Raw genomic sequence first — 25,189 nt, forward strand, 5'->3', positions numbered from 1 at the left:
ATGGCAATAGATACAAAAAATTACAAACTTTTAATCATTGAGGATAATCCGGGAGATTTCGCGCTTATTGAAGATTTCTTGTTTGAAGAGATCGATGCGCCCCAGATAAGACACTGTTTTGATTTTGAAGCGGCCCGTGAGGTGTTATCAAAAGAAACATTTGATATTGTGCTTTTAGATCTTACTCTGCCCGACAAAACCGGTGAGGAGTTGATAGCAAGTGTTATAGCTTTGATAGGCACATCGCCTTTGATTGTATTAACGGGTTACACTGACATAGATTTTAGTGTCAAATCATTATCAATGGGGGTTGCCGATTATTTGCTAAAGGATGATTTAACCCCTATGGCGTTGTACAAAAGCATTTTGTATAGCATTGAACGCAAGAAAAAAATAATAGAATTACAGTTATCCGAAAAACACAGCAGTAATTTATTTAATTTCAGTCCGCTACCTATGTGGGTGATGGACATCGAGACCATGAAATTTCTTGATGTTAACCAAGCTACTGTTAGTCATTACGGATTTAGCTATGACGAGTTTTCGATAATGACGTTGAAAGACATCAGGCCTCCTCAAGAAATTCCGCATCTACTTGAAGGGCTTGCTAAGGCGAGGATAAATCCAACAGAAATAGCCAAAGAAGTTTATATCCACAAAAAGAAAAGTGGCGAATTGTTTAATGTAAAAATACAGGTATCACCCATCGAGCATAAAGGCCGATATGCAAACCTGGTAATAGCTACCGATATAACAGAGCAGTTAAAGCATGTAAAAGCTATTGAAGAGCAAAACAAACGACTTAAAGAAATATCCTGGATACAATCACATATAATTAGGGCTCCTTTGTGCAGAATAATGGGGCTCATTCCTTTACTGGAAGACAATAATGTAGAGGATAAGCGGGAAATACTGGCCTTTATATTATCATCAGCTTACGAGCTGGACGATGTGATCCGAAAAATAACCGACAAATCTAATTTGTCGAATTTTGAGGAACCGGATACCACGGAACAGCAGTAAATACATTTTTAGGTTCGTTCCCATTGGCTGGTATCCTGATTGTAACGCTTAAGTATTTTAGCAGGATTGCCGCCCACCACACAAAATGCAGGCACGTTTTTGGTAACTACGGATCCGCCGGCAACAACGCTATGCCTGCCAATGGTAACACCGGCTGTTATTACCGAGTTTGCGCCTATCCACACTTCATCTTCTATAACTATGTTGGCGGTAGTCACTTTTTGCAGCCTTATGGGGGTATTAACATCGGTATAAGTATGATTGAGGCCGCTTAGTACTATGTTTTGCGCTAAAATTACCTGGTTGCCAATATTTACCGGGCCAATAACTACATTGCCAATACCAACCCGTGTATTATCGCCTATAATTACATCGCCCACGCCATTATTTACGGTGCAAAAATCTTCGATAGTTGAATATTGGCCTAACGAGAAATTATTAAATGGCAGTACATCCATCCTTGCAGTACGCCTTATAGACGATTTTCTGCCGCGTTTATAAATAAATGGCGTAACAATGTTGCGCACCCACCACTGTGGCCTTGCATTTTTTATAATGAGCTTGTATACCAAGGCTTTAATGGCAGGGTTTGATTTTATTGCAAATTTAAGGCTCATGTTTAATTGTGGATAAGGTTTGATATTTCAAGATTGATATGTGCATCCTCTTTAAGGCTTTTGATAAATTTGGCCGGCACGCCGCCAACCAGCGTATAGGGTAATACATCTTTAGTAACTACGGCCCCCGCGGCTACTACAGCGCCATCGCCAATGGTAACACCCTTTAATATGGTAGCGCGGGTAGCGATCCAGGCATTATCGCCTATAATTATTGCCTCTTTTGCCGAACAGGTTTTTTCCCTGGCGTAAACATCATGAAAATCATCGTCCATAATAATTACCTGGTTAGCAATCTGGCAGTTTTTACCTATCCTGATGTTTTTTCGCGAGGTGATGATCGCCCCGGTATTGATAAAGGTATTTTCTCCTATTTCGATAACCGCGCGTGGGCCGGCCGATATTTGTGTTGTGCCAATGTGCGACCAGATCCGGCAGCCATCGCCAATTATTATTTTGCCTTCGTTCCTGATCATTAACCTGCCTTTTACGGTTATTAGTTTGCCTGTGCGGCAAGCCCGCAACCGGTATTTGGCGTTTAGTATGCTGATAAAGCTGTTTAACAGCCGTTTAAACAGTACCCAATAAATAAATAGTTTTTCGCTGGTTGATTGTGCCGGGCGGCTATAATAGTCGGCAGCCAAAACGTCAACCTTATCCATTATCCTTTTTTTCATTACTTAATCATTTTTTCTACTTCGTGATAAACCGAAACTGTTTTTTTTGCCGCGTCTTCCCAGTTAAACAGTGCTGCCCTTTTTGTGCCAACTGCTGATAACCTTTCGGCAACTGTTGGGTCGGTTAAAATGATATGAGCTGCAAATGCCAGGGAGGCCGGTTTTTGAGGATCAACATAAAGAGCGGCATCACCGGCTATTTCTGGCATACACGATACCGACGAAGTGACAACCGGTGTGCCCGAAGCCATAGCTTCCACTATTGGCAACCCAAACCCTTCGCTGAACGATGGGAACCATAACATGCTTGCGCCCTGGTATATCATGGGCAAATCGGCGCAGTCAATATATTCTATGGTATCTATCTTCTGCTCCAGGTTCAGTAAATCTGCTTTAGCCAGTAAAACATTAAGTTTTTCGCGGTTTATGCCTTTCATAAGCAGTCTGGGCGCATTGCTGTTATGCTGAAGCAGCCTGGCATAAGCTTTTAAAACACCGATAGTGTTTTTACGGGGATCGGTATTGGCCATGAAGAATATGTAACCCTGTTGTAAGCCCAGTTTTTTAAGCGTGTTGCTGATAGTTTCCTGGTCATGGCGAACAAAGAAATGTTCATCGGCACCGTTGTATACAACCTTGATTTTATCTTTTGATATTTTAAGTTTTTCGGCTATAACATCCCGTTGAAACTCGGATACGGTGATGATTTTCAATGCCTTTTTTGCAATTTTTGATACGATCAAACCGCGATAGATATTCCCTAAACGCTGATACCAGTTGGTATTTGTCGATCTTACAGATTTTTCGAGGAATATAACGTCATGAAGCGTTACTATAAGCGGCACTTTGCTGTTTAGCGGAGCGGTGTTGGCTGTGCAGTGTAAAACGTCGGCATGGTATTGACGGCAGGCTTTTGGTAAAAAATACTGCTCCCAGATAAAGTAAGGAGCCCTACGAATGGTATGTATAATGCGGTGGGGGATACTCGACAGGCATGCGTCGGCATCTGGCTTAACCATTACATGATAATCAAAGCCGTCTTCGCCGTAAGGGAGCCTTTTAAGCAGTTCATGAGCTACAACATCCATCCCGTGTTTTCGGGGGCGGAATATCCTTTGCACTTCTATAGCTATTTGCAAATTAGGAGATAGGGTTTGAGAATTTAGTATCATGGCGTTTAAAATTTATAATCAGATAGTTTGGATAGTACTAACCTATAAATGTGCCATTGATTAAGTAGTTGATAATTAGTTATTTATAATATTTTTTTATTCCAGATAATGGAATAATTCCTGATTTTAGCAATAGGGGAGGTCGCTATAAAAAACAAAAGCAGGAATCGAATGATTCCCGCTTAAGGAGATGGAGACTTAGTTGATTATAGGGGTATTGCTTATTTTAGACGGCCTTGTACGGTACTAAACATTTTCCTTTTGCAGCAGGGCCGGGATAGTTTTCATTATCAATTTTAAATCGTTTATAAAACTGTGATTTGCGGCATACTCATTATCCAGCAGCAAGCGCTCATCTTCGCTCATTTCGCCTTTGCCACGCTTTTGCACCTGCCACAACCCGGTAATGCCCGCCGGGGCCGAAAACCTGAGTATATATTTATCTGTTGTTAGCTTCTCGGCTTCATATAGTGGGAGTGGCCGGTTGCCTACTATGCTCATGTCGCCCTTTAACACATTCCAAAGCTGGGGCAATTCGTCAATACTGGTATTCCGGATAAAATTTCCTATGCGGGTTATCCGTGGGTCGTTTTTTAATTTAAAAAAACGTGAAGAGGAATTATTTTTTTGGGATGATTGAAGTGCCTTTTCACACCATTGGATATGATCAGCAAACATAGGGTAACTACATTTTCCGGATGCCTGGCATCCGGCACACAAACCGCTATCGGGCAAAGGCGAATCAGTAATATCAGTTATTTTTTGAATATGGTATTGGTTTAAATGTTTCAGATCTTTAAGGCGTTTTTCTGCGTCAACATACATCGACCGGAATTTGTAAAATTTAAAAACCCTGTAACCTGTACCGGCCCGTAATGAATAGTAAAATGCCGGCCCTTTTGATTCTACCTTTATAAGGATGTAGGTAACCACAAACACCGGCGCAAGAATTAACAAGGCGAGGCTTGCTGCAAGGATATCAAAGGCTCTTTTCCAATGCCCGGTATTTTTTATCACCGGTGTAAAAATTGCTTTCGTTATCCTGATTCTATCGTAATTAGCTATTATAAAATCAATTTTCCGCTCAATCCTGTCAGTACTTAAAGGAATTTTAAAAACATCAGCCACGCCCGCCTGCAAAGCCGTGTGGCGTAAATTATCATCAAATTGGTTTAATACCAGGAAGAAGGGTACATCGGGCAAGTTCTTTTTTGTAATAGCTTCCCGTAATGGTAAACCGGCCGGGCCTGTAATTTCGCTTCGTGAAACGATGGCAACTATGTTTAATTTATCGCTCGTCCACCGCGAAACCATTTTTAGCCCGTTGTTAAAGTGCATAACAATTTTTCCGGGAAAATCGCAGTTAACAAATGTGGCTGAAGTATCCGCATCGAAACCTATCAGCGCTATAACCGGTGTTTGATGCTCAATTAAATCTATCATACGTAAAATTTAAGCTTGCCGGTGCGGCGTAAAATAACCTTTATCCTTGCCTCCAGTTCGTCGGGGTTGAAGGGTTTTACAACAAAATCGTCGGCCCCTTTATTAAGGCATTCAATCCTTTTGGCCGAGCTTTCTTCGCCCGATAACACGATAACGGGGATCGAATTAAAAAAATCACTAATCCTTATTTGCGTGATCAGCCCAAGCCCATCAAGTTCAGGGGTTTTCAAATCGGCAATAACCAAATCGGGGATATCGCCCCGCTGCATCTGGGCCAACGCGTCAAGCCCGTTAGCCACTATTTGCACGCGGTATGTTTTACCCAGATATTCCTGCAGTATCGTTTGCATAAACATATCATCTTCTGCAACTAATATTTTTATGTTGTTTAAGTCTTCCATCGGGTTTCGTTTATTTCAATCTGGTATTAATTAATCGCTTTTCCTGCATTCTAATAATGTGCCATTCGAATAACTAATTGATTATCAATGTATTTTACTATTTAACATTCCAAAAAATAGACTTTTATTCCATTTTTTGAACCCATTAGTATAGTATGTTAAATATATAGTGGGTTTGTCGGCCCGCCCGCACGTCGAGGTCGCCGGATACACATTAATCAGGGCTCCAAGATTCCAACGGCAAGAAATTTTTCCATAAAATGGAAATTTCATTATTGTGTTTAAATTCTAAGTAATTGATAATCAGTGTATATTTTGATTTTTCGCATTTGGTACAGTTGATGATTTCAAAGGATAAACCTGCTTTAATTATCAAATCATATTTCAAAAGCAAATGCGATACATTATAACAATATACCTTGCCCTTTTAGCCGCAACATCATCATGCTTTGGCCAGGTGAAACCAATAAATAAAGAGCCGCTGGAACTCGACGAGGGTAAGGATCTGCAGGTTCAATTAGTCCCGCTTGATAGTATAATTGACCTTGCCGTTAAGAATTCGCCTGCGGTAAAATTTCAGAAAGACCTTGTTGAATCATCAAAAGCTCAGCTTGATTTTGCCAAAAGGGTTTGGACAAATAACATCATGGGCTTTGTAAACTACTCAACGGGCAATCAAAGTATCGTATCGTCTGATAGCCAGTCGCCGGGGTCGGTAGCTTCATCCAATATCACCAGCGGGTTCAGGATGGGGGTGCAGATCAACCTGCCGCTTTATGAGCTTGTGGGACGTAAATCGAGGGTTAACCTTTATAAATATCAATACAACTCATCTATTAATAAACGCGATGAATCTGTACAGGAACTAAAGAAAGAAGTAATACAAACCTACTACAACCTGTTGTACGCCAATAATTTGTTATCGATACGCAGCGAGGCGAAAGAATCCGCCATCAATCAATATACCATAGCTCAAAAGCAATTTAAGGATGGCGCTATAGATGTGCTTGAGCTATCCCGGTTAAAAACAATTGAAGTTAACGCCCGTGCCGATTATGAGGAGGCCAAACGCCAGTTTTCAACCCTTTACGCACAGATGGAGCCCCTGGTTGGCGTGCCGTTTAACCGATTAATAGCCAAAAAATGAACCTGATACATTATATAAAGTTACTGCTGCGGCACAAAACCTGGCTGATATTAGTGCCCTTGATTTGTGCATCGACCGTGTTTTTTTTAACAAAAAAAAGCAAAAAGCAATATACAAGTTCAACAACCCTGTACACCGGGGTTGCAAGCGGATACTCCATTACCAGTACCGAAGATGAGCGGCTTGACTACTTTGCCGTAAACAACGCGTTTGATAACCTGATGGCCTCTGCAAAATCGCGCGAAACCATACAGGCTGTTGCTTTGCACCTTTTAGCCGAACACCTGTTATTAAAAAAGCCAGATTTTCATGTATTAAGTGCGGAGGGCTTTGATAATTTAAAAAAACTGGTTGGTCAGGACATTATTAATACGGCACAAAAGCTGGGCAATGAACAGGCTGTGTACAACTATTTAAATGTTGTTTTTGCAACTAAAACCAACAACCCAATTGCCAATATACTTAACAACCCGGGTTCGTTTTACAGTATTGATGATCTGAAATCAAGCCTTGTAGTAACGCGATTAAATGCCAGCGATATTTTGCAGGTGGTTTATACATGTACCGATCCGGCTGTGTGTTTACGCACACTCGAGTTGCACAGTACCGTTTTTACTGAAAACTATAAACGTTTAAAATCTGATCAAACTTATAGTGCCGTTCAATATTTTGAGGCCAAACTGGCCGAGGCCAAGGCTAAACTCCAAAAATCGGAAGATGATTTGAAGGTGTTCGGTCAAAAAAACAGGGTGATCAATTATTATGAACAAACCCGGTATATAGCGCAATCAAAAGAGCAACTGGAAAAGGAGATCTATGCCGAAAAAGTTACTCAAAAAGGCAGTGAACAGGCTTTAGGTGCCGTTGAAAAGAAATTAAACTCCCGTAATCAACAAATTGATAACAGCCTTAATGTGATTAATACCCGGCAGCACCTGAGCCAGGCAAAATCCAGCCTCGAACGCGCGCGGTTATATGGCAATAATGATAAAATGGCGAAATACACAGCCCGCGTAAAATCGCTGGAAGACTCGCTGAAAACAGCCTCAGACGATTACCTTAAACTGAATTATACACTCGAAACCGTACCCCGTTCAAACCTGATACAGGAATGGGTTGATAACGCCGTTACAGGCCAGAAAGCAACCGCCGGGCTTGATGTACTTGATAAACAGCGCCAAAACTATCTGAGCCAGATTGATCAGTTCGCGCCACTTGGTTCAACACTTAAAAGGCTCGACAGGCAGGTAGATATCAACGAAAAGGAATTTTTATCCATTTTGCATGGCCTTAACCTGGCCCGCCTGCGTCAAAGCAATATCGCGCTTAACTCAAACATTGTAGTGCAGGATAAGCCATTCTTTCCGCTGCGCGCACAGCCATCAACAAGGGGCTTGCTGATCATCATTTCATTTATCCTGGGCTTTGTTTCGGTGGTTTCGGTGATAGTGGGGCGGGAGTTGATGGATTCATCTGTTCGTACTACCGACAGGGCCGAAAAAAGCATTGGGCTACCGCTTGCAGGTATATCAATTGCTCACGGAGCCGAAAACATACAAGCCTATCAAAAGCAATTAATGGATTTGCTGGCGGAGCGCCTCACCAGTACAATTTTGCCATTTATTTCGGCAGATCTTGAATGTAAAGGTAAAGCTACCCTGGCATTGGTGGCTACACGGCAGGAGGTTTATAATGCTCTTGATGTACAGCTGCTGCATGGGGCTTTGCTGGCCGTTTTTAAAAAGGTTTTTTGGGTAGTGCCGGTTGGATACGACAATGTTTTTCAGGGTGTTATACCAACTGACTTTATGTATACATACACCCCCACACTCGAGCAGTTAAACTACAAGGATATATGCGATTTTTCTGAAAGTTTAATTCCGCAGGATGGTTTGGTGGTGTACGTTTCACCCAATTTATCATTAAACAGCCTTCCGGTAGCTGTTGCCAAAAGTTCGGCAATGATGCTGTACGCGTTTAACGCGAGCCATACCAATCAGCAAGCCGACAAACAAATTATTGCTAAAGCCCAAAATGCAGTTCAGGAAGTGCCTTTTTATACCTGGCTTGTAAATGTTGATGAGGCCAATATTGATAGCTCAGTAGGCGAAATTTCCAAAAAACGGAGCTGGCTGAGGCGCAAAATAAAAAAAATGATAACCCTTAATTTACGATAACATGCCTGATAAGAAACCTCAGCATATTGTTTGCCTGGCATTACCCGCCTGGGAGGCCGAATACCTTAGATCGACCGTTGAATTGATGAAAAGCCTATCCGGCCACAACCTGGTTTTATACGTTGATTATGCTTATACCGTGTCCGATTTAATTAAGGGTATAACAGGTAAAAAGAAGTTCGACTGGAAGCGCCTTATCGGTCTGAAAAATCGGTTGCGAAAAGTAAGCGGCGATGAAAGTAATACCGGTTTATATGTTTTGTCGCTGCCGCCACTATTTCCCGCCTTTATATTAAAATCAGAACGCTTGTTCAGGCTGGCAAATAAATTTAACTCGGCATTAAGCGGTTACTTTATCAATAAAGCCATATCCCGCCTGCAAATGCAGGACATTATTGGTTTTAACTCGTTTCAGCCCTTTTTAGGCAGGTACTGGAATATCAGCAACATAAGCTTCAATGTTTACTATATCTATGATGATTTTTCGAAAGTACCCTGGTTTAACGGCTTTGCGGTTTCGGAAGAGCGCCAATATATCGCCAAAACCGATTTGGTTATTGTAACCTCTGCCGAGCTGAAGAAGAGGCAAAAGCTGTTAAACAAACCGGTAGAAATTGTAAATAACGGCGTTCATTTCGATTGGTTTTTCAAAAACAGAAACGTTAAAAGGTTTAATGAGGGCTACATCAAAACCGTAGGCTATACCGGGGTAATTGATAACCGGCTTGATGTTGACATGCTTGAGCGTGTGATAGAAGCGATGCAGAATACACGCTTTTTGTTTGTTGGCAAGGTTGCCGATCAATCAGTTTACAACCGGCTTATCAAATATATAAACGTTTGTTTTGAACCCGCTGTCCCCGCCAGCCAGGTGCCGGTGATACAAAGCCAGATCCACGTTGGTATTATTCCGTACGTGTGCAACGAGCTAACGGCGGCCATATACCCCCTTAAAGTTAATGAATACCTGGCCATGGGCCTACCTGTGGTGATGACACCTTTTGCATCGTTAAATGACTGTGCCGATGTGGTATACATCGCCAACGGCTATCAAAACTTTAAACATTGCCTGGAACTGGCACTGCTTGAAAACGACGTGGCTTTGCAGGAAAAACGGATTGGTATTGCCCAAAAGGCCGACTGGCAGGAGCGGGCCGATCAATTACTGGATCTGATCAACGAATATAAAAATCATCAATCTCTACTTAAAAAACCAATTAAAGCATAGGTTATGTTCAAAAAGCTTTTATATAGCAACACCTCGTGGTCGTTAATTTCAAATGGGCTTACGGCAATTTTGGGCTTTGTAAACCTGGCGTTAATTGCCCGGATTTTCACTAAAGACCAGGCAGGCATGTGGTTTATGCTGTTAACTGTTTATACCCTGTTAGAAATGCTGCGCAGCGGATGGGTGCAAACACCTTTTATCCGTTTCTACGTTTCCGCACAACATGAAGATGAAAGAAGGAAACTAACGGGCGCCTCATGGCAGCTATTATTGGCTTTTACACTGGTTATTTCGTTGTTCCTTTTACCGGCCTTATTATTTAAAAGCTTTGATCAACCTGCCTTTAAATTGGCAAAGCATTATACAGTGCTTTGGTTGCTTTGTGCGCTACCTTTTCAGCTACTGCAATGGCAATTGCAGGCACGGAGCCAATTTAAAAAGCTTGCCGCCATAAAAATTATTTTCGCGCTTTTGTTTAGCGCCTTCCTGCTGCTGCAATTCAAACTAAAATTGGATCTTGAAATAACTGTAATGTTTTACGGTGGCATCCAGCTTTTTATTGGCATGGCGGGCATCCTTGTAAAATGGGTAAGGCTTGGGCGTTGGGATGCTGATTTATCTGCCGAACGCAAAAAATTGTCGGGGTTTGGCAAATACAGCATGCTTACCATGATCACATCAAGCCTGCTCCGAAGTTCAGACCAGTTTATCATCGCAGCCTGGCTGGGCCCTTCGGCGCTCGCCCTGTATGCCATACCGCAAAAACTTGTTGAAGCCATCGAGATACCGGTACGCTCATTTGCATCTGTAGCAATGCCGGCTGCCACCGCTTTATACCATAAGCATGATAGCAATAGTTTAAGGATGCTTTTCTATCGCCAGGCCGGATTTTTAAGCTTCATTATTTTGCCGCTGGTTGCGGTACTACTCTTATTCCCCGTGCCGGTGGTAAATTTATTGGGCGGCGGTAAATACCTGCAGTCGGCCATGTTGCTGAGAATATTTTGCTGCTACGCCTTATTGATCCCTTTAGATCGTTATTGCGGCTTATTGCTTGATGCCGCCAACAGGCCAGGCCTGAATAGCCTTAAGGTAATATTAATGCTGATAGTTAACGTTGTTTTGGATATAGCCGCACTAAGTATGGGCATGGGCTTGTATGGCGTTGCAGCGGGTTCAACAATAACCTTTTTGCTGGGGGTAATTATAGGTTGGGGGCAGCTTAAGGATATTCTTTGCGCATTTAAACCAATATTGTTTTGGAGAGAAGGCATCACCCGGTCTTTCAATTCTTTTAAAAATACACCAATCCCATTAAAATGATTTCAAAAGTCGTTACGGAGATCAGGCTGGTAAAAGCATTTTTTATTGCAGGCCTTGCCGCATTACTGGGTTTTATCGCTGCACATATTGATGTGGCCGGAACCATGGGCCTGATAGCTTTGCCATTTGTAGCGCTTTACCTTATCTGGGTGTTTAATAAACCTGTTAGGGCGCTTTATACGGTGTTATATACCGGCTTTTTTGCCAACGGTATGATCCGTTATTCAACAGCGCCTTTTGGGTTATCAATTGATGTTTTTTTGCTCATTACATTAATTGCCGCCCTCGCGAAACCTCAAAAAGGCAGGTCGGCCCTGCTCAAAAACCCCTTTGTTTATGCTATTGCCGTGTGGACGGCTTTTACAGTTTTCGAGATCATTAATCCCGAAGCAAGAAGTTTCGCGGCCTGGTTTTATTCGGTAAGGGGCACCGCGCTGTACATGATGCAGTTGATTATCCTTACTATCCTGCTCATTGATGATAAAAAGGGGATGCTGAAGTTTGTTAACATCTGGATTTTTTGTTCGGCCCTGGCTGCTGTTTGGGGCATGAAACAATTGTACTTAGGTGTTAACCATGCCGAACAGATGTGGCTTGATGCCGGGGCTTACAAAACACATCTTTTGTTTGGCCGCCTCAGGGTTTTTTCATTCTATTCAGACGCGGGGCAGTTTGGTGCCGCCATGGGGCACGTTTTGCTCATCTGCCTTATCCTGTCGCTTGGGCCTGTGAAACGGAAGTTTAAGCTCGGCTATCTGGCGTTAAGCGTATTTTTCTTCTGGGCAATGGCAGTAAGTGGTACCCGGGGGGCGCTGTTCGTTCCGCTTTCGGGCTTTATGGTGTACTTGTTTTTAACCAAAAATTTCAAGATCCTGAGTATAGGTATCGCTGTCGTCGGGATATTATTCGGCTTGCTGAAGTTCACAAATGTAGGCGCGGGTAATTACCAGGTACAACGGATGCGCAGCGCGCTCGATCCTAACGACCCATCGCTACAGGTGAGGCTTGATAATCAAAAAAAGTTTGCAGCCTATCTCAAATCGCGACCAATAGGCGGGGGCATTGGCTCGGCAGGTTCCTGGGGGCAAAGGTTTTCGCCCGGCACATTTCTCGCCGAAACTCCTACAGATAGCTGGTACGTAAAAATCTGGGCCGAAACCGGCATCGTGGGTTTATGGATCCACCTGGGGATGATCATAACCATAGCCGTAACGGGCACGGTGATGATTTTCAGGATGAAAAATGATCTGCACCTGCGACAGATAAGCATGGCCCTTTTTTCGGGATATATCGGGATAGCGTTTGCAAGTTATAGTAACCAGGTAATAGGGCAGGCACCAAGCGGCATAGTTGTATTTATGAGTCTTGGTTTAATATGGCTGGCTTACAAATGGGATAAAGCAGCACAACTAATGGATACAAACGAGATAAAACAATAAAACATGAATAACGATACTCAATTGCCGCTGGTGTCGGTAATAACGGTAAACTACAATACTGATGAGGTGACAGCCGCGTTGCTTGCTTCGCTGCGAAATGTTACCTACCCAAACCTTGAGGTGATAGTTGTTGATAATGCATCGAAAGTTAATTGCGATTATCTTAAAACAGCGTTTCCGGAAATAACATTTATCCAGAATGAGGTTAATGAAGGTTTTGCCGGCGGAAATAACCGGGGCATTGAAAAAGCCAGTGGCGAGATTGTTTTTTTGCTGAATAATGATACCGAGGTGATACCTGGTTTTATTGAACCTGTCATTGAGCTTTTTAAAACAGATCAGTCAATCGGTATCATATCTCCCAAAATACGTTATTATCATTTGCCGGGGGTGATACAGTACGCGGGAGGCGAACCGATTAACCCTTTTACAGCCCGCGGAAAATTTATCGGCACGGGCCAGGCCGATAGGGGGCAATTCCAAATGCCTGTTAAAACCCAATTGGGGCATGGTGCCGCTATGGCTATACGCCGTACCGTTTTTGACAAAATAGGCCTCTTGCCCGAAAATTATTTCCTGTATTATGAAGAACTTGATTTTTGTGTACATGCGCAAAAGGCCGGTTTTTCTATCTGGTACCAGCCGGCCTCCCTCGTACTTCATAAAGAGTCGATGAGTGTTGGCAAATTAAGCAGCATCAAGGTTTATTATCAAAACCGCAACCGTTTGCTATTTATCAGGCGAAATATAAAGGGTTTGCAGGGATTTATAAGCAGAATGTTTTTTGTACTTATTTCGGCTCCGGTTGCGATGTTCAGGTATCTTCTGAGTGATACACCAGGCTATGCCAATGAAATATGGAAAGGATTGATCTGGAACTTTCGTAACAACGCAAGATAAATTAAGCGCCATGAATTATTTAAACGAGTTAATCTATTTATTATCAGTATTGGCTTTCGCGATACTTAGCATCCAGGTATTTTACCTGTTGGTTTTTTCGGTTGCCGGTTGGCTCGCAAAAACAAAGGTTTATCCAGAGGCATCGATGCTGGGGAGTTTTGCCATTTATATTCCCGCATATAAGGAAGATGCTGTAATTTTGGAAACAGCCATGGCGGCGCTTACCTTAGATTACCCCGCGGTGAAGCGGAAGATAATTGTTATTGCCGATTCATTGCAGGCCGAAACCATTGATAAGTTAAAAAAGCTGCCTATCGAACTGGTTGAAGTTTTGTTTGATAAAAGTACCAAGGCAAAGGCGCTCAATACTGCTTTATCCCAAACCCGGAGAAACTATGATTACGCATTGATTTTGGATGCCGACAACATCTGCGACAAAAAATATTTGCAACGGATGAATGATGCATTACAGGCGGGCTACAAAGTGGTACAGGGGCAACGGGTTGCAAAAAACACAAATACTGCGTTTGCCTTGTTAGATGCCATAAGCGAGGGTATCAATAACCACATATTCAGGAAAGGACATTGCGCGCTGGGTTTATCAAGCGCTATCATAGGCTCGGGCATGGCGCTTGATTTTAATTTGTTTAATGAAATTATACCTGAAATTACAGCCGTTGGCGGCTTTGATAAAGAAATGGAGCTTAGATTATTGAAAAGAAAGATCAAATTCGGGTACGCTGAAAACGCTGTGGTATTTGATGAAAAAACACAACGCGCCGAGGTATTTCAAAACCAGCGAAAGCGCTGGCTCTCGGCGCAGCTAAACTATTTGAAATTATACTTCGCCGACGGATTTATACAGCTTTTTAAAGGAAACCTTGATTTTTTTGATAAAGTACTCCAAACCATGCTGTTACCGCGGATAATGATAATTGGTATTTTGCCGGTGCTATTTGTTTTGTCTTTTTTAATACGACCGGTTTTGTCGCCCTTGTATTGGTTATCGCTTGCGGCGGCGGCTTACACCGCCATTTTCATTGCGGTGCCAGCAACGTATCGAACCAGAAAATTGTTAGGCGCCGCGGGCCGTTTACCTCTTGCATTTTTTATGATGGCACGGTTGTTTTTTAAATTGAAAGGTGCTAACAACACTTTTATCCATACACCGCATGGCGAAACTAAATAATTGGTATAGTGCCGGGTGCTTCTTCTTCGTCAAAATAGCGTGCTACAACTTCCGCCACAAGGTCCGGTCGTAAAGGCTTGTTTAAAAACTCGACTACTTCTTTGTTTTTTAAAGCTTTTTCCCTGTCGCCGGGGTTTAATGAGGTGGTGACCATTATTACAACCGCCTGCGCTTTAAATTTGGCATCCAGTTTTTCATAGGCATCTAAAAAATCCCATCCGCTAAGGCCCGGCATATTAATATCCAAAAAAATTAACCCTGGCCTCGCTGTATTTTGCGTATTTGCAAACTTGCCGGCATAGGTTAAAAAATCCAGAGCGTCCTGCACATTGGTAGCAACTTCTACTTTAGCTGCTATCGATGTGTTTTTGATCACCCTGGTATGAATAAAATTAGTTGGCAGGTCATCATCCACCAACAAGAAGGCATCGAGATTTTTATAAGTTTTCATCGCGGTTTATCAGGGTTTAAAGGTATGGTGAAAGTGAAAGTACAGCCGCTTACCGGGTTGGCCTTCACTGAGATCTTTCCGCCGTGCAGTTCTACAATTTTTTTGCAATGAGCTAAGCCTATTCCGTTACCCTCGTAATCGTTCCGGCCATGAAGCCGCTGAAATATAAGGAATACTTTTTCGGCAAACTTTGGGTTTATACCTATCCCATTATCGATAACATTGAAACGCCAGTCGTTACCCTCTTTTGAAGCCGTAATTTCGACAATGGGCGCAAAGTTCTTATCCCGAAATTTGATCGCGTTGCTTAACAGGTTTTGAAAAAGCTGTGCAAGTTCTATCTCGTAAGCTTCAATCACAGGCAGGTTTTGATAGCGTATAGTGGCACCGTTTTCTTTTATCGTACTATCAAGGTTGGCTACAACACCGGCAATGAGTAAATTGCAATCCACCTCGCTTAAAGTTTTTTCTGCACCTATCCTTGAGTAGTCCAATAAATTGGTTATCAGTCCCTTCATCCTGCCAGTCGCCTGTAGCATAAATTCAAGATACATTTGGGCTGTATCATCTAATTTGTGCGCATATTCCGTTTTCAAAAAATACGCAAAATTTGAAATGGTATGCAACGGCTCCTGTAAGTCGTGCGATGCGATGTAAACAAACTGCTCAATCTCTTTATTTTTAATTTCCAAATTCTCGGCGTGTTGCTTAATCGTCAATTCCGATAGCATTTTTTCGGTAAGGTCGCGGGTTATTTTGGCAAAGCCGTAAACTTTTCCTTCTTCATTATACATCGCCATTATGGTAACCGCTCCCCAAAAAGTTGATCCGTCTTTTCGCACGCGCCAGCTTTCATTGTAGGCTGTACCGTTTTTTGCGGCCTCGGCCAGCAATGTTTGTGGTAAATTTTTTGCCAGATCGACCTGAGTATAAAAGATACTTATATTTTTTCCGATAATCTCATCCGCAAGATACCCCTTAATTTTTTGGGCGCCTGCGTTCCATGTCTCCACGTTTCCATTTTCATCTAAAAGAAATATAGCATAGCCCTGTATTTCCTGTATTAACTTTAGGAGGGTTATTTGTTTCGTTTGCAGGTCCATTTCGTATCAAATGTTATTAAGCACCTCCGGAAATATAGAGGTGCCTACTCCTTTGTTTTTAGTCAGTTTCGTTACACCGTATCAACTTCGTAAAGCTTGCCGGCGTATTTTACAATTTCTGTCGCAAGGTGATTTAACAGTGTGCAGTTTTCTGATGTGGTATCAGCTATTTCTTCAATGGATTGGGCAAAAGGGCTGTAAGTTGCTTCTTTAGTAATCAGCAGTACTGTATTAGCAACACCCAGTTGTTGGCTCATCATGGCAGACAAATAATATACAACCGTCATGTCAATTTCCCAGATGTTGTATTTTTTGAGTTTCACCTGGCTGTATGCTTCATATACGAGCGAACTGGTGCCAAGGCAATATTTATATTCCGGGTCTTCGCTTAATAATTTAATGATATTTCGTAGTGTGTGCGCATTTTTTGATATATCCTCTAAAATTTCGGCTATGGCGTGTTTAAGCGGCATATAATAACAGTCGTTAAGCAAAAGTGGCAGATACCCTATTAGTTGCTGCTTTGAATTATACAATATTTTTATTTGCGCGACGAAAATATTTCTGAATGATGCATTCAAAATGCTTGATCTGGAAAGTGATATCATGATTGTAGCTAATTCATATCCGTACAACTTATGTATGCCGAGGCAAAGCACCCGTATATAATTCGTATTGCCATAACTTTACAGGCAAACCGTTAGCTGATAATTTTTCTCTCCAATCTGCTACTACTATGATATTTAAGGTAGCGGTTTATGTTCGTTGTAAAGTATATAAAGTGTTGCTCTCAAGGTTGTTAGGTAAATTAAAATGGTGAAATAATATTAAAGCGAAGTTACTGCCTTGAAGAGGCGCAGGAATATATGCTGAGGGTTAATTATTAGCTGCAGAAGGCATTTTTTAAGATAGACTGCCGGTATTGGACAACTCCTGGAATATCCCTGATAACTTATGGCATACGCCATTACTAAATTCGGGATAGCCAATTACCCTTACCCGTTTTAAATTACCTTTGGCAGATACTAAAGTTGCTTCTATATCAAAAGGGGTACCGTGGGTAATCGCGCTATGAAGCGCCGCTTTTACCAGGTCACGATCCTTACCTTCTTTATAAAAATTGAATGCCAGTTCAACGGTGGGCTCAAAATCCGGGGGCACTTCAAGAATCTCTTTTAATATTTTACTCCAGATGGCAGTTCCGTTATCAAAGTTTCGTTTCCATGCGCCTGTTCTGGTTATTTCGTTGGTTTTATTTAAAATCTCAAGCAGCTTTTGGTTCTCAATATCCCGCTGTTTAATGGCTGTTACATCGTCGGCGGCTATTATAACTCCTCCAATCATATCATTTTGCTGATACCAGGGGCGGATATCCCATTTTATCCATAACTGCCTGCCATCAATAAATTCAATCAGTTGCTCATTGCTGCTGTATGGAGTGCCTTGCAAACAGTTGGATAAAATCAACTCCCAGTCGTTTGCGTTTTGCCCCAGGTTATATAATTTAAGAACGTTTAAAACAGTGTCATCGCCTGCCTTAAAGTAATGCTGCCATTTTTGCGAATAAGCTAAATATCCTAAATCGTTATCCAGCATGGCCATAGCAAACGGAACCTGTTCGGTGAAGGTTTTATGCAGGTTTTCATTTTGTTTCTGCAAACCGGCGATAATTCGCTTTGTTTTTTGAGTGCTCAGGTACTTATTATAGCATGCAGAAAAATTAGCCTGGTTAGAAAAATTCAACAAAATGGAAACTTGTTTTTTACTGCACTTTTTTTCGCTCAGATATCTATGCGCAAGCTCCATCTGTAACTCCCGGTAATAGGAGAAGATGGTTGTGTTGAATTTTGTTTTAAAGCCTTTTTTCAGCTTGGTTTCTGAAATAAAGTGTTGCCTGGCCAAGGCCGCAATACCCGGAAATTTCGTAAACAAACAGGCTTTTAACGTTTCCTGCACCTGCGTAATCAAGTGGTCATTGTATGTTAAGCCATCATTGGGTATAATATTTGAGTTTTGACGATTTTTAAGAGGTGTAACATCAGCAACATGTACAAAAAAACCTCTAACTTCCTGGTTGGCAAAATCAGGACAATACGTGGCGATTGTACTTTTAACCTGGCCATCCGGAATTTTAATATCGCGTTCAAATACCTGTACTTTACCTTTTAAAACCTCGGTAATAAATGGCAAATTCAATGCAAACAGCGGTCCGAGTAATTGGTGTAAAGTTATTTTATCAATCATATCGGCCGGAGATTTGCCAAACCATTCGATATAGGCCGCGTTGGCATAACGGCAAACAAGGTTTTTATCCCAATAGGCAAGCATGGCCGAGGTATGGTCGGCCACTTCAAATCCTACCTCATAAAAACGGGATTTAATTTCATCGGTCATTTAACAGGGGTTAAGCGGGCTAAATATATAGCTTATCTTAAACTTAAAAAATGCCACACCCGTTAATACAAACAGAGCCAGGCTACGTACCTGGCTCTGTTTGTAATTGATCTGTTTTATTTTCTGTAGATCATCGATTCGTTGCGGTTGCCTGAAGTGCCCAGGTACCAATCCGGGTGTGATGTTCCACCTGATTTTGCCCATTGCAGAAAATAATTGTACGTTTTGCCAATATTGCTTCCTTCGGATGGGTAGTCAAACTGCTCTACAAAGTTTAAAGCCCACGGCCAGGAGTTTTTGGTTTTGTAGTAACTGTTCAATCCCGCGTTTGAGTTGTCTTGCAGCGTGCCGAATAATTTCTTGTCTGCAAGGTCTGTCGGCATATTATTAGGAAGGTGTACCTCGTATCCCCGGCGCTGATTACTGATCAGGAATGGATTGAAAGGCGCTGTACCTAATGTTGCTGCCGAAAGTGGAGTAGTAAAGTTAATATGCACATGCACGGTATCGCCGGTAATATAAGGTGCGCCATTTTGAGTATTGATATAATAACCGCCTGGACGTTTTATTACAGCCTGGTAGCTATCAAACGGAATAATAACCGCTTTACCCTGGCCAGCCTCGGTTCCGTTGCCGTTTTGTACAATGTAATTGGATGCCCTTTTTTGGCCGGTTACACTTTGAACCGCATTTGACGCAAACGGAAACTGTACCCCAAAGCCGCTTACAAATGATGCTCCGGAAGCTTTTACAGCATAGTCGGCGTACATTTCTACGGCGAGGTTTTTGGCGTTGGTAACGGTTTTGTATCTGTAACCTATTACCATATCATTCATGTCGTAATCGCCGGTTGCAGGCCAAAGATCTTCAAATAAAACTGTTCCGAATGTTGTTTTTGAAGGGTAATAACTTACATAAGCCCTTGTAGGATCGGTAGGGAACTGGTCGAAAGTATCTGTCACACCATCGCCGTCGGTATCTACCGGTTTATCAATTGGCTGTACATCGGTTTGTGATATCGCCCTTATCGGGTTTGATGTTGCGTAAAATACAATATCGTTAAAGTCGTTATCGCTGCCACCCGTCTGGCGGTTTTGATCGTCAATACCAATCAGGAAAAGGTTTTGAGTTTCAGAAAAAAGCAGCACGGTGTGTTTTTTAAGATCGGCGTTTGTTTCTGGATTGCAGGCAGTTGTTGAGTAAAATTTAGCAGTGCTTGTGCTCACCGTTTTTGAGCCGCCATCCCAGGCGTTGGCTAACAACACAAATCCTATTGATGTGCCCGCGTTAAAACGGCCCAGTTTCACTTTGCTACCCGAACGAAGGTTACCACCCGAACCGGGAAGCGAGGCGTTAGGAAATATATACTTAACCGAAGCTATGTCAGAAGGGCTTTTTGGCGGGGTGCCGGTAGTATAGGTATAATACCCCAGTGAGTTTAAATAACCGGCGCCTTCACTTACAAAGGTTATCCAAACATCGGCTGTTTCGGTAATGTTTAAATCGGCTGTGGCTGACGACTGGAGGTATTGAGGATGGCTCTTTCGTACATCCACTGTCTCGGGTAAAGAAGCGTTTATGAACGATAAAAGATCCGACGTGATCACATCATAAGTAGGTTCGAGATATTTAGGAACACCCGAATTATCATATTGGCCCATATAACTGTAAACGGTATTGCTGCTGTTAGAAACCATGGTGCTAAACGAGTTTAAGTTTCTAATTTTGCCTATACTTTTACTAACATAATTGTTTTGGGATATGTTACCCGAAAATCCCGCCGAGCCACCAATAGTGCCGTTGACTACATTATTCACTATTACAGCTTTGGCATTACGCATAAGGCCAACATATTTTGCATCAACTATCAAGGTATCAACATAAGCGGGTAAACTAACCTGGGCCTGCAATACGCCGTTATTGTCGCTAAGGCTTGTTAATATCGGGCTGCTTGTTGCCGGGTCGCCGGCAAAAATATCTACCGGCACGCCTGCTATGGGCTCATTGTTGTTTGATTGCAGGTTAATTTTAACTGATACAAGCTTTGTAGTGGCAAAATCAAAATTTGCAGGCGCGATAACGCTGTCACCCGGCGTTACCACAACCGGCGGCTGGCTAACCAAACCTGAGCTGGTATCCTTTTTGCAGGATATTATAAACATTGTCGATGCAAGCAATATTATCAACAAAGTAGCTCTTGGTTTGCTGTTTTGAAAGTTTTTTGAGGCGAAAGGGTTCATAACAATAATTTTATAACTCTCTTTTCAATTGGCATGCCTTTATTTAAATATCTTATAATCAGATATTTAAATTTTGTGTTTGGTCTATTTTTTGGAATTTTTCCGATTTTAGCAATACGGCGCAGTTCAAGCCGGTGAATCTCGGGCGTTTACAACAAAACCCGGTCACCGCCCAGCAAGAAGGTTTATTGTCAAAGATAACCATCGCTAAGATCAGTTGCGGAATGTGACCATAATCATTTCGGGCTCCATTCTCACCCGGTAACTTGCGCTATCAAAATCACTTATTTTAATGAAAGGAATTATCATATACGGGGGAAAGTATGGTGCTACCGAACAGTATGCACACTGGTTGGCTGATGCATTGGAAATGCCTGTATCAAAAGCGGAGGATGTTACGGCAAACGCACTGAAACTTTATGAGGTGGTTGTGATTGGCAGTTCCGTATATGTTGGCAGCCTGGTACTGCGTGATTGGCTGGCCAGAAATAACAGTAGCCTTAAACAAAAAAAGTTGTTCATATTCATTGTTAGCAGCGCTAATGGCCAAGATCTTCATCAGCAGCAAATGCTGATCAATAATAATTTTAAACGTAATATCATCGATACAGCTAAAATGTTTTTCCTCCCAGGCAGATGCGAGGTTGCTAAACTTTCATGGAAAGACAAGTTATTGTTGAAGATGGGGGCCTGGCTTGAAAAAAATCCTCAAAAAAAATGGATTATGAAAAAAGGCTTTGATTATATGGACCGGCGTCGCCTTGATGACATCGTTGGTCAGATTGAAGGCTTAGGCGATGTTTAACATTCGTTTTTTGTGTAGAAATTAAAAAAATAAGGTTTTACTTTAACTCATAGGCACTTTGCAAATGCGGCCCGGATAAGAAGCCCAGCCCTCCGGAATAAATCTTCAGCGCCTGGTCAAGAGCAAACTCCATCGAAAAATAGGCTACACCGGTTTGGTATTTTTCATCGGGTGTATAGCCGAAAACTTCGTTTTTGGTTATCATATAATAATTATTCGTAACCCTTTTACAACATGCCGCGCCTGCGTTTGTATTACCTGCCGGTTGATATTGAATGAGCCTTACCTGCTATTGTAGGTTTAATATGCAACAAAGTTAGCCTGAAGCTTTCCGCACGAAATGATTATCTCCGCAAAAAAAAAGATGATAATCATTTATCGAACAGCCAATGTTAATGCCTTTTGGTGCCAAATTAGTTTTATCCGATCGGGAACCAGATAGTAAACAATTGCCGTAGGATATTATCGGCACCATTGCCCCCAGGCACTGGATTAATCAGTTCTGCTCAAAACGGCCTGTAGTTTTGTGAATGATAATCTTATAAACAATAAGGTCTACTTTATCGCCAAGGTCATATTCGCTTTCGGTAATGCCATGTGATGGATGACCGGTAGGCTGTTCAACCAATGGCATTATCCTGTGAATGAGAGCCTGCATCGCTCGCTGCTGTTCTTCCATCCCGGTAATCTCTTCAAATTTTCCCCAGGCAATCACACTTTTCCAGCTAAAAATGTTTTTTATCTCGTCAACCTCAAAGCAAACCTCGGGGTTTTGCCGCATCATATCAATCTTTTTTCCCGGCCCAGAGTGCGCGTAAATGATGCCGTTTTTATAAACGTAATTAACAGGAACGATATAGGTTGTACCACCGGCGTGACACCCCAGCCGGCCTGTTACCTGTCGGCCGAGCAAAGCTTCAATTTCTGGTTGTTCTAATTTTCCTAACATAATGGCAAGTATTTAATTTAACCAAAGCTAAACTCAACGTTATTTAAATAAGATGTTCGCTATCAGTTTAAATAATGATTGCTGTCACACCAAAACTGCTATTTCCGCAACACAAATCGGATGATGGAAATCACATAAACGACTGATAGTCATCAATGAAAAAAAACTGCCTGATGCCTTATTTTGCTGTTGTTACCCGGTTATTAACCTAAAAACATTATTATGAAAACGATCCTGGTAATTGATGATGGCTCCACATCAGCACAACATGCGGCACATTTTGCATTGAGCGTTGCCCGGCAGGTAAAGCCAAATTTAGTGTTGGCACGCGTTTGTGCTTTAAAACAACCTTTGGTTTCCAGAGAATATCAGCTGGTCGGTAGGGATATAACTGAATTTCATATCCCTGAATCAAGGCGAAGCCTTTCTGATGAATTGAGGCGTAAAGCAGCCGCATCTGTAGGTTTTACACCCCTAATCAGCGATTTCAATGCTATACTTGATACTGAAGCTCAATTGACCTCCTATATCAACAAAAACAACATCTGGCTGCTGGTAAAAGGAGTAGGCGAATTTGAACCCTTAAGCAACGATGTAAAGATCCACGCGGTTTTAAACAGGGTTGCGTGCCCCTTGATGCTTATCCCGGAAAAATATGACGACCAGCCCTTTAAGCATATCATCCACATTGCCGATTTGCGTTATTGCCGTTTAAATGTACTGAGATACCTTGCCCAATTAGCCCGTCCCTTCAACGCCGATATACTGCTCGCGCACCTATCAGCGAAAGGTTTGCCACATATCGAACAAAATTATGCGCTCACACTATTTAGCGACGAGATAAGTAAACGCGTTGATTATAATCGGTTGTACTTTAATAACACGCAGGAACGGGATGTTACCCGCGCTGTAGACGTTATGGTACACACCATGAATGCTGATTTGCTGGCGGTGGTTCATCACCGTTTTCACTGCGAAGAGTTGGTTACACAAGGTGCCGACGCATCCGTCCCCATTCATATAACCATTCCGGTGATGATTTTTTCTTGCTGATTTTTAGCAGGTTAGCGCATGGCAGGGGTGTTTAGGATCAACCAAATAAGTGACCGTTATCACTTATTAAATAATTGAAGCACCGCAACTTTACATTATAAAAAACGATGTTATGAAAGCACGTGCTATAAATAATGCAGCCATTAAAATAACCCTTGGGTTCCTCTTTGCGTTAGTCATTTTTCCTTTTGGTAACGCTGAAGCCGCGAGGGTGGTTGCTTTAAAAGGCGATACTTCGGTAAAGGCCGAGATAACCGCGCAACTGAATGACAGGACGGTGAACAGCGGGTTATATTTCCCATTGTCGACAAAGCGTTTTTTCGCTAAACGCGGTTATGCGCCCATCTGGACATTGCAACAAAAAGACCAGAACAAAACCTGGGCTGCCATGTTGCTGGTTGATTGTGTACTGCAATTTGGTTTAAGGCACGAGGATTATCACCCCGACGAACTGCTGTACCCGCTGCTCCATAAAATACTTGAACAGTCCGAAAAAATAAGCAGTAAACAAAAAGCCCGTTTTGAAATACTGCTTACGGATGCCATGCTAACGTTTATAAATAACCTCCATTTCGGTAAATTAAATCCCTATTATCCGTCTTCAAAAACCGACCGGGAAACGGTGAAAGGTTTTAATGGCAGTGAGGTTTTAGCTAACGCGCTCACTCAGCCTGCTTTTATGGACGCGATAGTAAAAGTGCAGCCTACCAGTGCCGATTACAAAGCTTTTCAATATCAATTACACCTGATTAAAGGCGTTTACGAAGGCGATTGCTATGAAACACCAGAGGCCGACGTAAGAAAAATAGCCGTGAATATGGAGCGCTTACGCTGGGCCGAACTTAACGATAGTAGCTACATCCAGATCAACATCCCAACTTATTCATTAAAACTGGCCACGCCGGATACAGCTTTTTATTTTAAAGTTATTGTAGGGAAGCGTGCCACACCAACGCCAACGATGGTTGCCTTGCTTACTGATTTTGCAACTTCGGCAGGGCCTCGTGGCCCGAAAAGCGGTAGTCCGGATAAATTTAATTCCGGGGTTTTATCTTTTAAACCTACCGCAACCAACGGGCAAAAAGGGGATTATATATACTTTATACCCGATAATAGAGCAGGTATTGAATTGCAAGGTGTATCCAACAAACGTTTATTCAATAAGAGCGAAAGAGCCGTAAGCGACGGGGCGATAAAAATTGAGCGGGGCGAGGAGTTTGCAAAACAGTTACTTAAAACCGGGGGCAGCGAAAGCGATATTAAATCTGTTCATCGCGCCCTAATGAATCGGGAAGTTAAGGTTTTTGGTTTGAAAAAGCCTATCCCGCTCAGCATCACCTACATTACGGCGGCTATTGTTGAAGGCCAGATTGTTAAATACAATGATCTTTACAATTTGGACAGCAGCATCGAAAACATGCTTTATAATATTAAGCCTAACAATAAAACCCATTAACC

Annotated in this window: 23 protein-coding genes; 11 read left to right on the top strand and 12 right to left on the bottom strand. The window is 42.2% G+C overall.

The window, feature by feature from the left end; translation table 11 throughout:
- The gene (locus HYN43_RS07530) at window positions 1–1,023 is read left to right on the top strand and encodes a response regulator (RefSeq protein ID WP_119408859.1); all 1,023 of its coding nucleotides are present in this window, start codon (window positions 1–3) and stop codon (window positions 1,021–1,023) included.
- Between the two features lie 8 nt (window positions 1,024–1,031).
- Here HYN43_RS07530 and HYN43_RS07535 read toward each other — a convergent pair whose 3' ends face one another.
- From HYN43_RS07535 to HYN43_RS07555, 5 genes are all read right to left on the bottom strand, one after another.
- Complete coding sequence (locus HYN43_RS07535; protein ID WP_119408860.1) at window positions 1,032–1,640, bottom strand: acyltransferase; 609 nt, start codon at window positions 1,638–1,640, stop codon at window positions 1,032–1,034.
- A 2-nt stretch (window positions 1,641–1,642) separates the two neighbouring features.
- Complete coding sequence (locus HYN43_RS07540) at window positions 1,643–2,317, bottom strand: acyltransferase (RefSeq protein WP_245447186.1); 675 nt, start codon at window positions 2,315–2,317, stop codon at window positions 1,643–1,645.
- Window positions 2,317–3,489, bottom strand: coding sequence for a glycosyltransferase family 4 protein (locus HYN43_RS07545; RefSeq protein ID WP_119408861.1), 1,173 nt, complete (start codon window positions 3,487–3,489; stop codon window positions 2,317–2,319). The genes HYN43_RS07540 and HYN43_RS07545 overlap by 1 nt, the downstream gene beginning before the upstream one ends.
- 246 nt (window positions 3,490–3,735) lie before the next feature.
- Window positions 3,736–4,932 carry a sugar transferase gene (locus HYN43_RS07550; protein WP_205589893.1) on the bottom strand — a complete coding sequence of 399 codons (1,197 nt, stop codon included), beginning with the start codon at window positions 4,930–4,932 and terminating at the stop codon, window positions 3,736–3,738.
- Window positions 4,929–5,333, bottom strand: a complete 405-nt coding sequence (locus HYN43_RS07555) for a response regulator transcription factor (protein WP_119408862.1) — start codon at window positions 5,331–5,333, stop codon at window positions 4,929–4,931. The genes HYN43_RS07550 and HYN43_RS07555 overlap by 4 nt, the downstream gene beginning before the upstream one ends.
- Before the next feature lie 394 nt (window positions 5,334–5,727).
- On the opposite strand from HYN43_RS07555, the gene HYN43_RS07560 reads away from it, so the two are divergent.
- The 7 genes from HYN43_RS07560 to HYN43_RS07590 are packed head-to-tail and all read left to right on the top strand — an operon-like array spanning window position 5,728 to window position 14,736.
- On the top strand, window positions 5,728–6,480 hold the full coding sequence (locus tag HYN43_RS07560; RefSeq protein ID WP_119408863.1) for a TolC family protein: 753 nt from the start codon (window positions 5,728–5,730) through the stop codon (window positions 6,478–6,480).
- Complete coding sequence (locus HYN43_RS07565) at window positions 6,477–8,657, top strand: GumC family protein (protein WP_119408864.1); 2,181 nt, start codon at window positions 6,477–6,479, stop codon at window positions 8,655–8,657. The genes HYN43_RS07560 and HYN43_RS07565 overlap by 4 nt, the downstream gene beginning before the upstream one ends.
- Before the next feature lies 1 nt (window position 8,658).
- Complete coding sequence (locus tag HYN43_RS07570; protein ID WP_119408865.1) at window positions 8,659–9,885, top strand: glycosyltransferase; 1,227 nt, start codon at window positions 8,659–8,661, stop codon at window positions 9,883–9,885.
- Window positions 9,886–9,888: 3 nt separating this feature from the next.
- Window positions 9,889–11,208 carry a lipopolysaccharide biosynthesis protein gene (locus HYN43_RS07575; RefSeq protein WP_119408866.1) on the top strand — a complete coding sequence of 440 codons (1,320 nt, stop codon included), beginning with the start codon at window positions 9,889–9,891 and terminating at the stop codon, window positions 11,206–11,208.
- On the top strand, window positions 11,205–12,647 hold the full coding sequence (locus HYN43_RS07580; protein WP_205589894.1) for an O-antigen ligase family protein: 1,443 nt from the start codon (window positions 11,205–11,207) through the stop codon (window positions 12,645–12,647). The genes HYN43_RS07575 and HYN43_RS07580 overlap by 4 nt, the downstream gene beginning before the upstream one ends.
- A 3-nt stretch (window positions 12,648–12,650) precedes the next feature.
- Window positions 12,651–13,547, top strand: a complete 897-nt coding sequence (locus HYN43_RS07585) for a glycosyltransferase family 2 protein (protein ID WP_119408867.1) — start codon at window positions 12,651–12,653, stop codon at window positions 13,545–13,547.
- Window positions 13,548–13,557: 10 nt separating this feature from the next.
- On the top strand, window positions 13,558–14,736 hold the full coding sequence (locus tag HYN43_RS07590) for a glycosyltransferase family 2 protein (protein WP_119408868.1): 1,179 nt from the start codon (window positions 13,558–13,560) through the stop codon (window positions 14,734–14,736).
- Here HYN43_RS07590 and HYN43_RS07595 read toward each other — a convergent pair.
- From HYN43_RS07595 to HYN43_RS07615, 5 genes are all read right to left on the bottom strand, one after another.
- Entirely contained in the window at window positions 14,729–15,187 is a 459-nt protein-coding gene (locus HYN43_RS07595) for a response regulator (protein WP_119408869.1), read from the bottom strand. The genes HYN43_RS07590 and HYN43_RS07595 overlap by 8 nt on opposite strands.
- Complete coding sequence (locus HYN43_RS07600) at window positions 15,184–16,290, bottom strand: sensor histidine kinase (RefSeq protein ID WP_119408870.1); 1,107 nt, start codon at window positions 16,288–16,290, stop codon at window positions 15,184–15,186. Before HYN43_RS07600 ends, HYN43_RS07595 begins: the two co-directional genes overlap by 4 nt.
- A 71-nt stretch (window positions 16,291–16,361) precedes the next feature.
- Window positions 16,362–16,898 (bottom strand): DUF892 family protein, encoded by a 537-nt coding sequence (locus HYN43_RS07605; RefSeq protein WP_119408871.1) that lies wholly within the window; start codon window positions 16,896–16,898, stop codon window positions 16,362–16,364.
- 295 nt (window positions 16,899–17,193) lie between these two features.
- Window positions 17,194–18,684, bottom strand: coding sequence for a PAS domain-containing protein (locus HYN43_RS07610; protein WP_119408872.1), 1,491 nt, complete (start codon window positions 18,682–18,684; stop codon window positions 17,194–17,196).
- A gap of 116 nt (window positions 18,685–18,800) precedes the next feature.
- On the bottom strand, window positions 18,801–20,924 hold the full coding sequence (locus HYN43_RS07615) for an LruC domain-containing protein (protein ID WP_245447188.1): 2,124 nt from the start codon (window positions 20,922–20,924) through the stop codon (window positions 18,801–18,803).
- 292 nt (window positions 20,925–21,216) lie between these two features.
- On the opposite strand from HYN43_RS07615, the gene HYN43_RS07620 reads away from it, so the two are divergent.
- The gene (locus HYN43_RS07620) at window positions 21,217–21,729 is read left to right on the top strand and encodes a flavodoxin domain-containing protein (RefSeq protein WP_119408874.1); all 513 of its coding nucleotides are present in this window, start codon (window positions 21,217–21,219) and stop codon (window positions 21,727–21,729) included.
- 37 nt (window positions 21,730–21,766) lie between these two features.
- Here HYN43_RS07620 and HYN43_RS07625 read toward each other — a convergent pair whose 3' ends face one another.
- Together HYN43_RS07625 and HYN43_RS07630 are read right to left on the bottom strand one after the other, a co-directional pair.
- Window positions 21,767–21,934 (bottom strand): hypothetical protein, encoded by a 168-nt coding sequence (locus tag HYN43_RS07625; RefSeq protein ID WP_205589895.1) that lies wholly within the window; start codon window positions 21,932–21,934, stop codon window positions 21,767–21,769.
- Window positions 21,935–22,225: 291 nt separating this feature from the next.
- Entirely contained in the window at window positions 22,226–22,678 is a 453-nt protein-coding gene (locus HYN43_RS07630; RefSeq protein ID WP_119408875.1) for a pyridoxamine 5'-phosphate oxidase family protein, read from the bottom strand.
- A gap of 222 nt (window positions 22,679–22,900) precedes the next feature.
- On the opposite strand from HYN43_RS07630, the gene HYN43_RS07635 reads away from it, so the two are divergent.
- Both HYN43_RS07635 and HYN43_RS07640 read left to right on the top strand, forming a co-directional pair.
- A complete protein-coding gene (locus tag HYN43_RS07635; protein WP_119408876.1) occupies window positions 22,901–23,731 on the top strand; it encodes a universal stress protein in 831 nt (276 codons plus the stop codon).
- A 112-nt stretch (window positions 23,732–23,843) separates the two neighbouring features.
- Window positions 23,844–25,187 carry a L,D-transpeptidase scaffold domain-containing protein gene (locus HYN43_RS07640; protein ID WP_119408877.1) on the top strand — a complete coding sequence of 448 codons (1,344 nt, stop codon included), beginning with the start codon at window positions 23,844–23,846 and terminating at the stop codon, window positions 25,185–25,187.
- Window positions 25,188–25,189 lie beyond the last annotated feature (2 nt).

This window comes from Mucilaginibacter celer (assembly GCF_003576455.2).
GTDB lineage: Bacteria > Bacteroidota > Bacteroidia > Sphingobacteriales > Sphingobacteriaceae > Mucilaginibacter > Mucilaginibacter celer.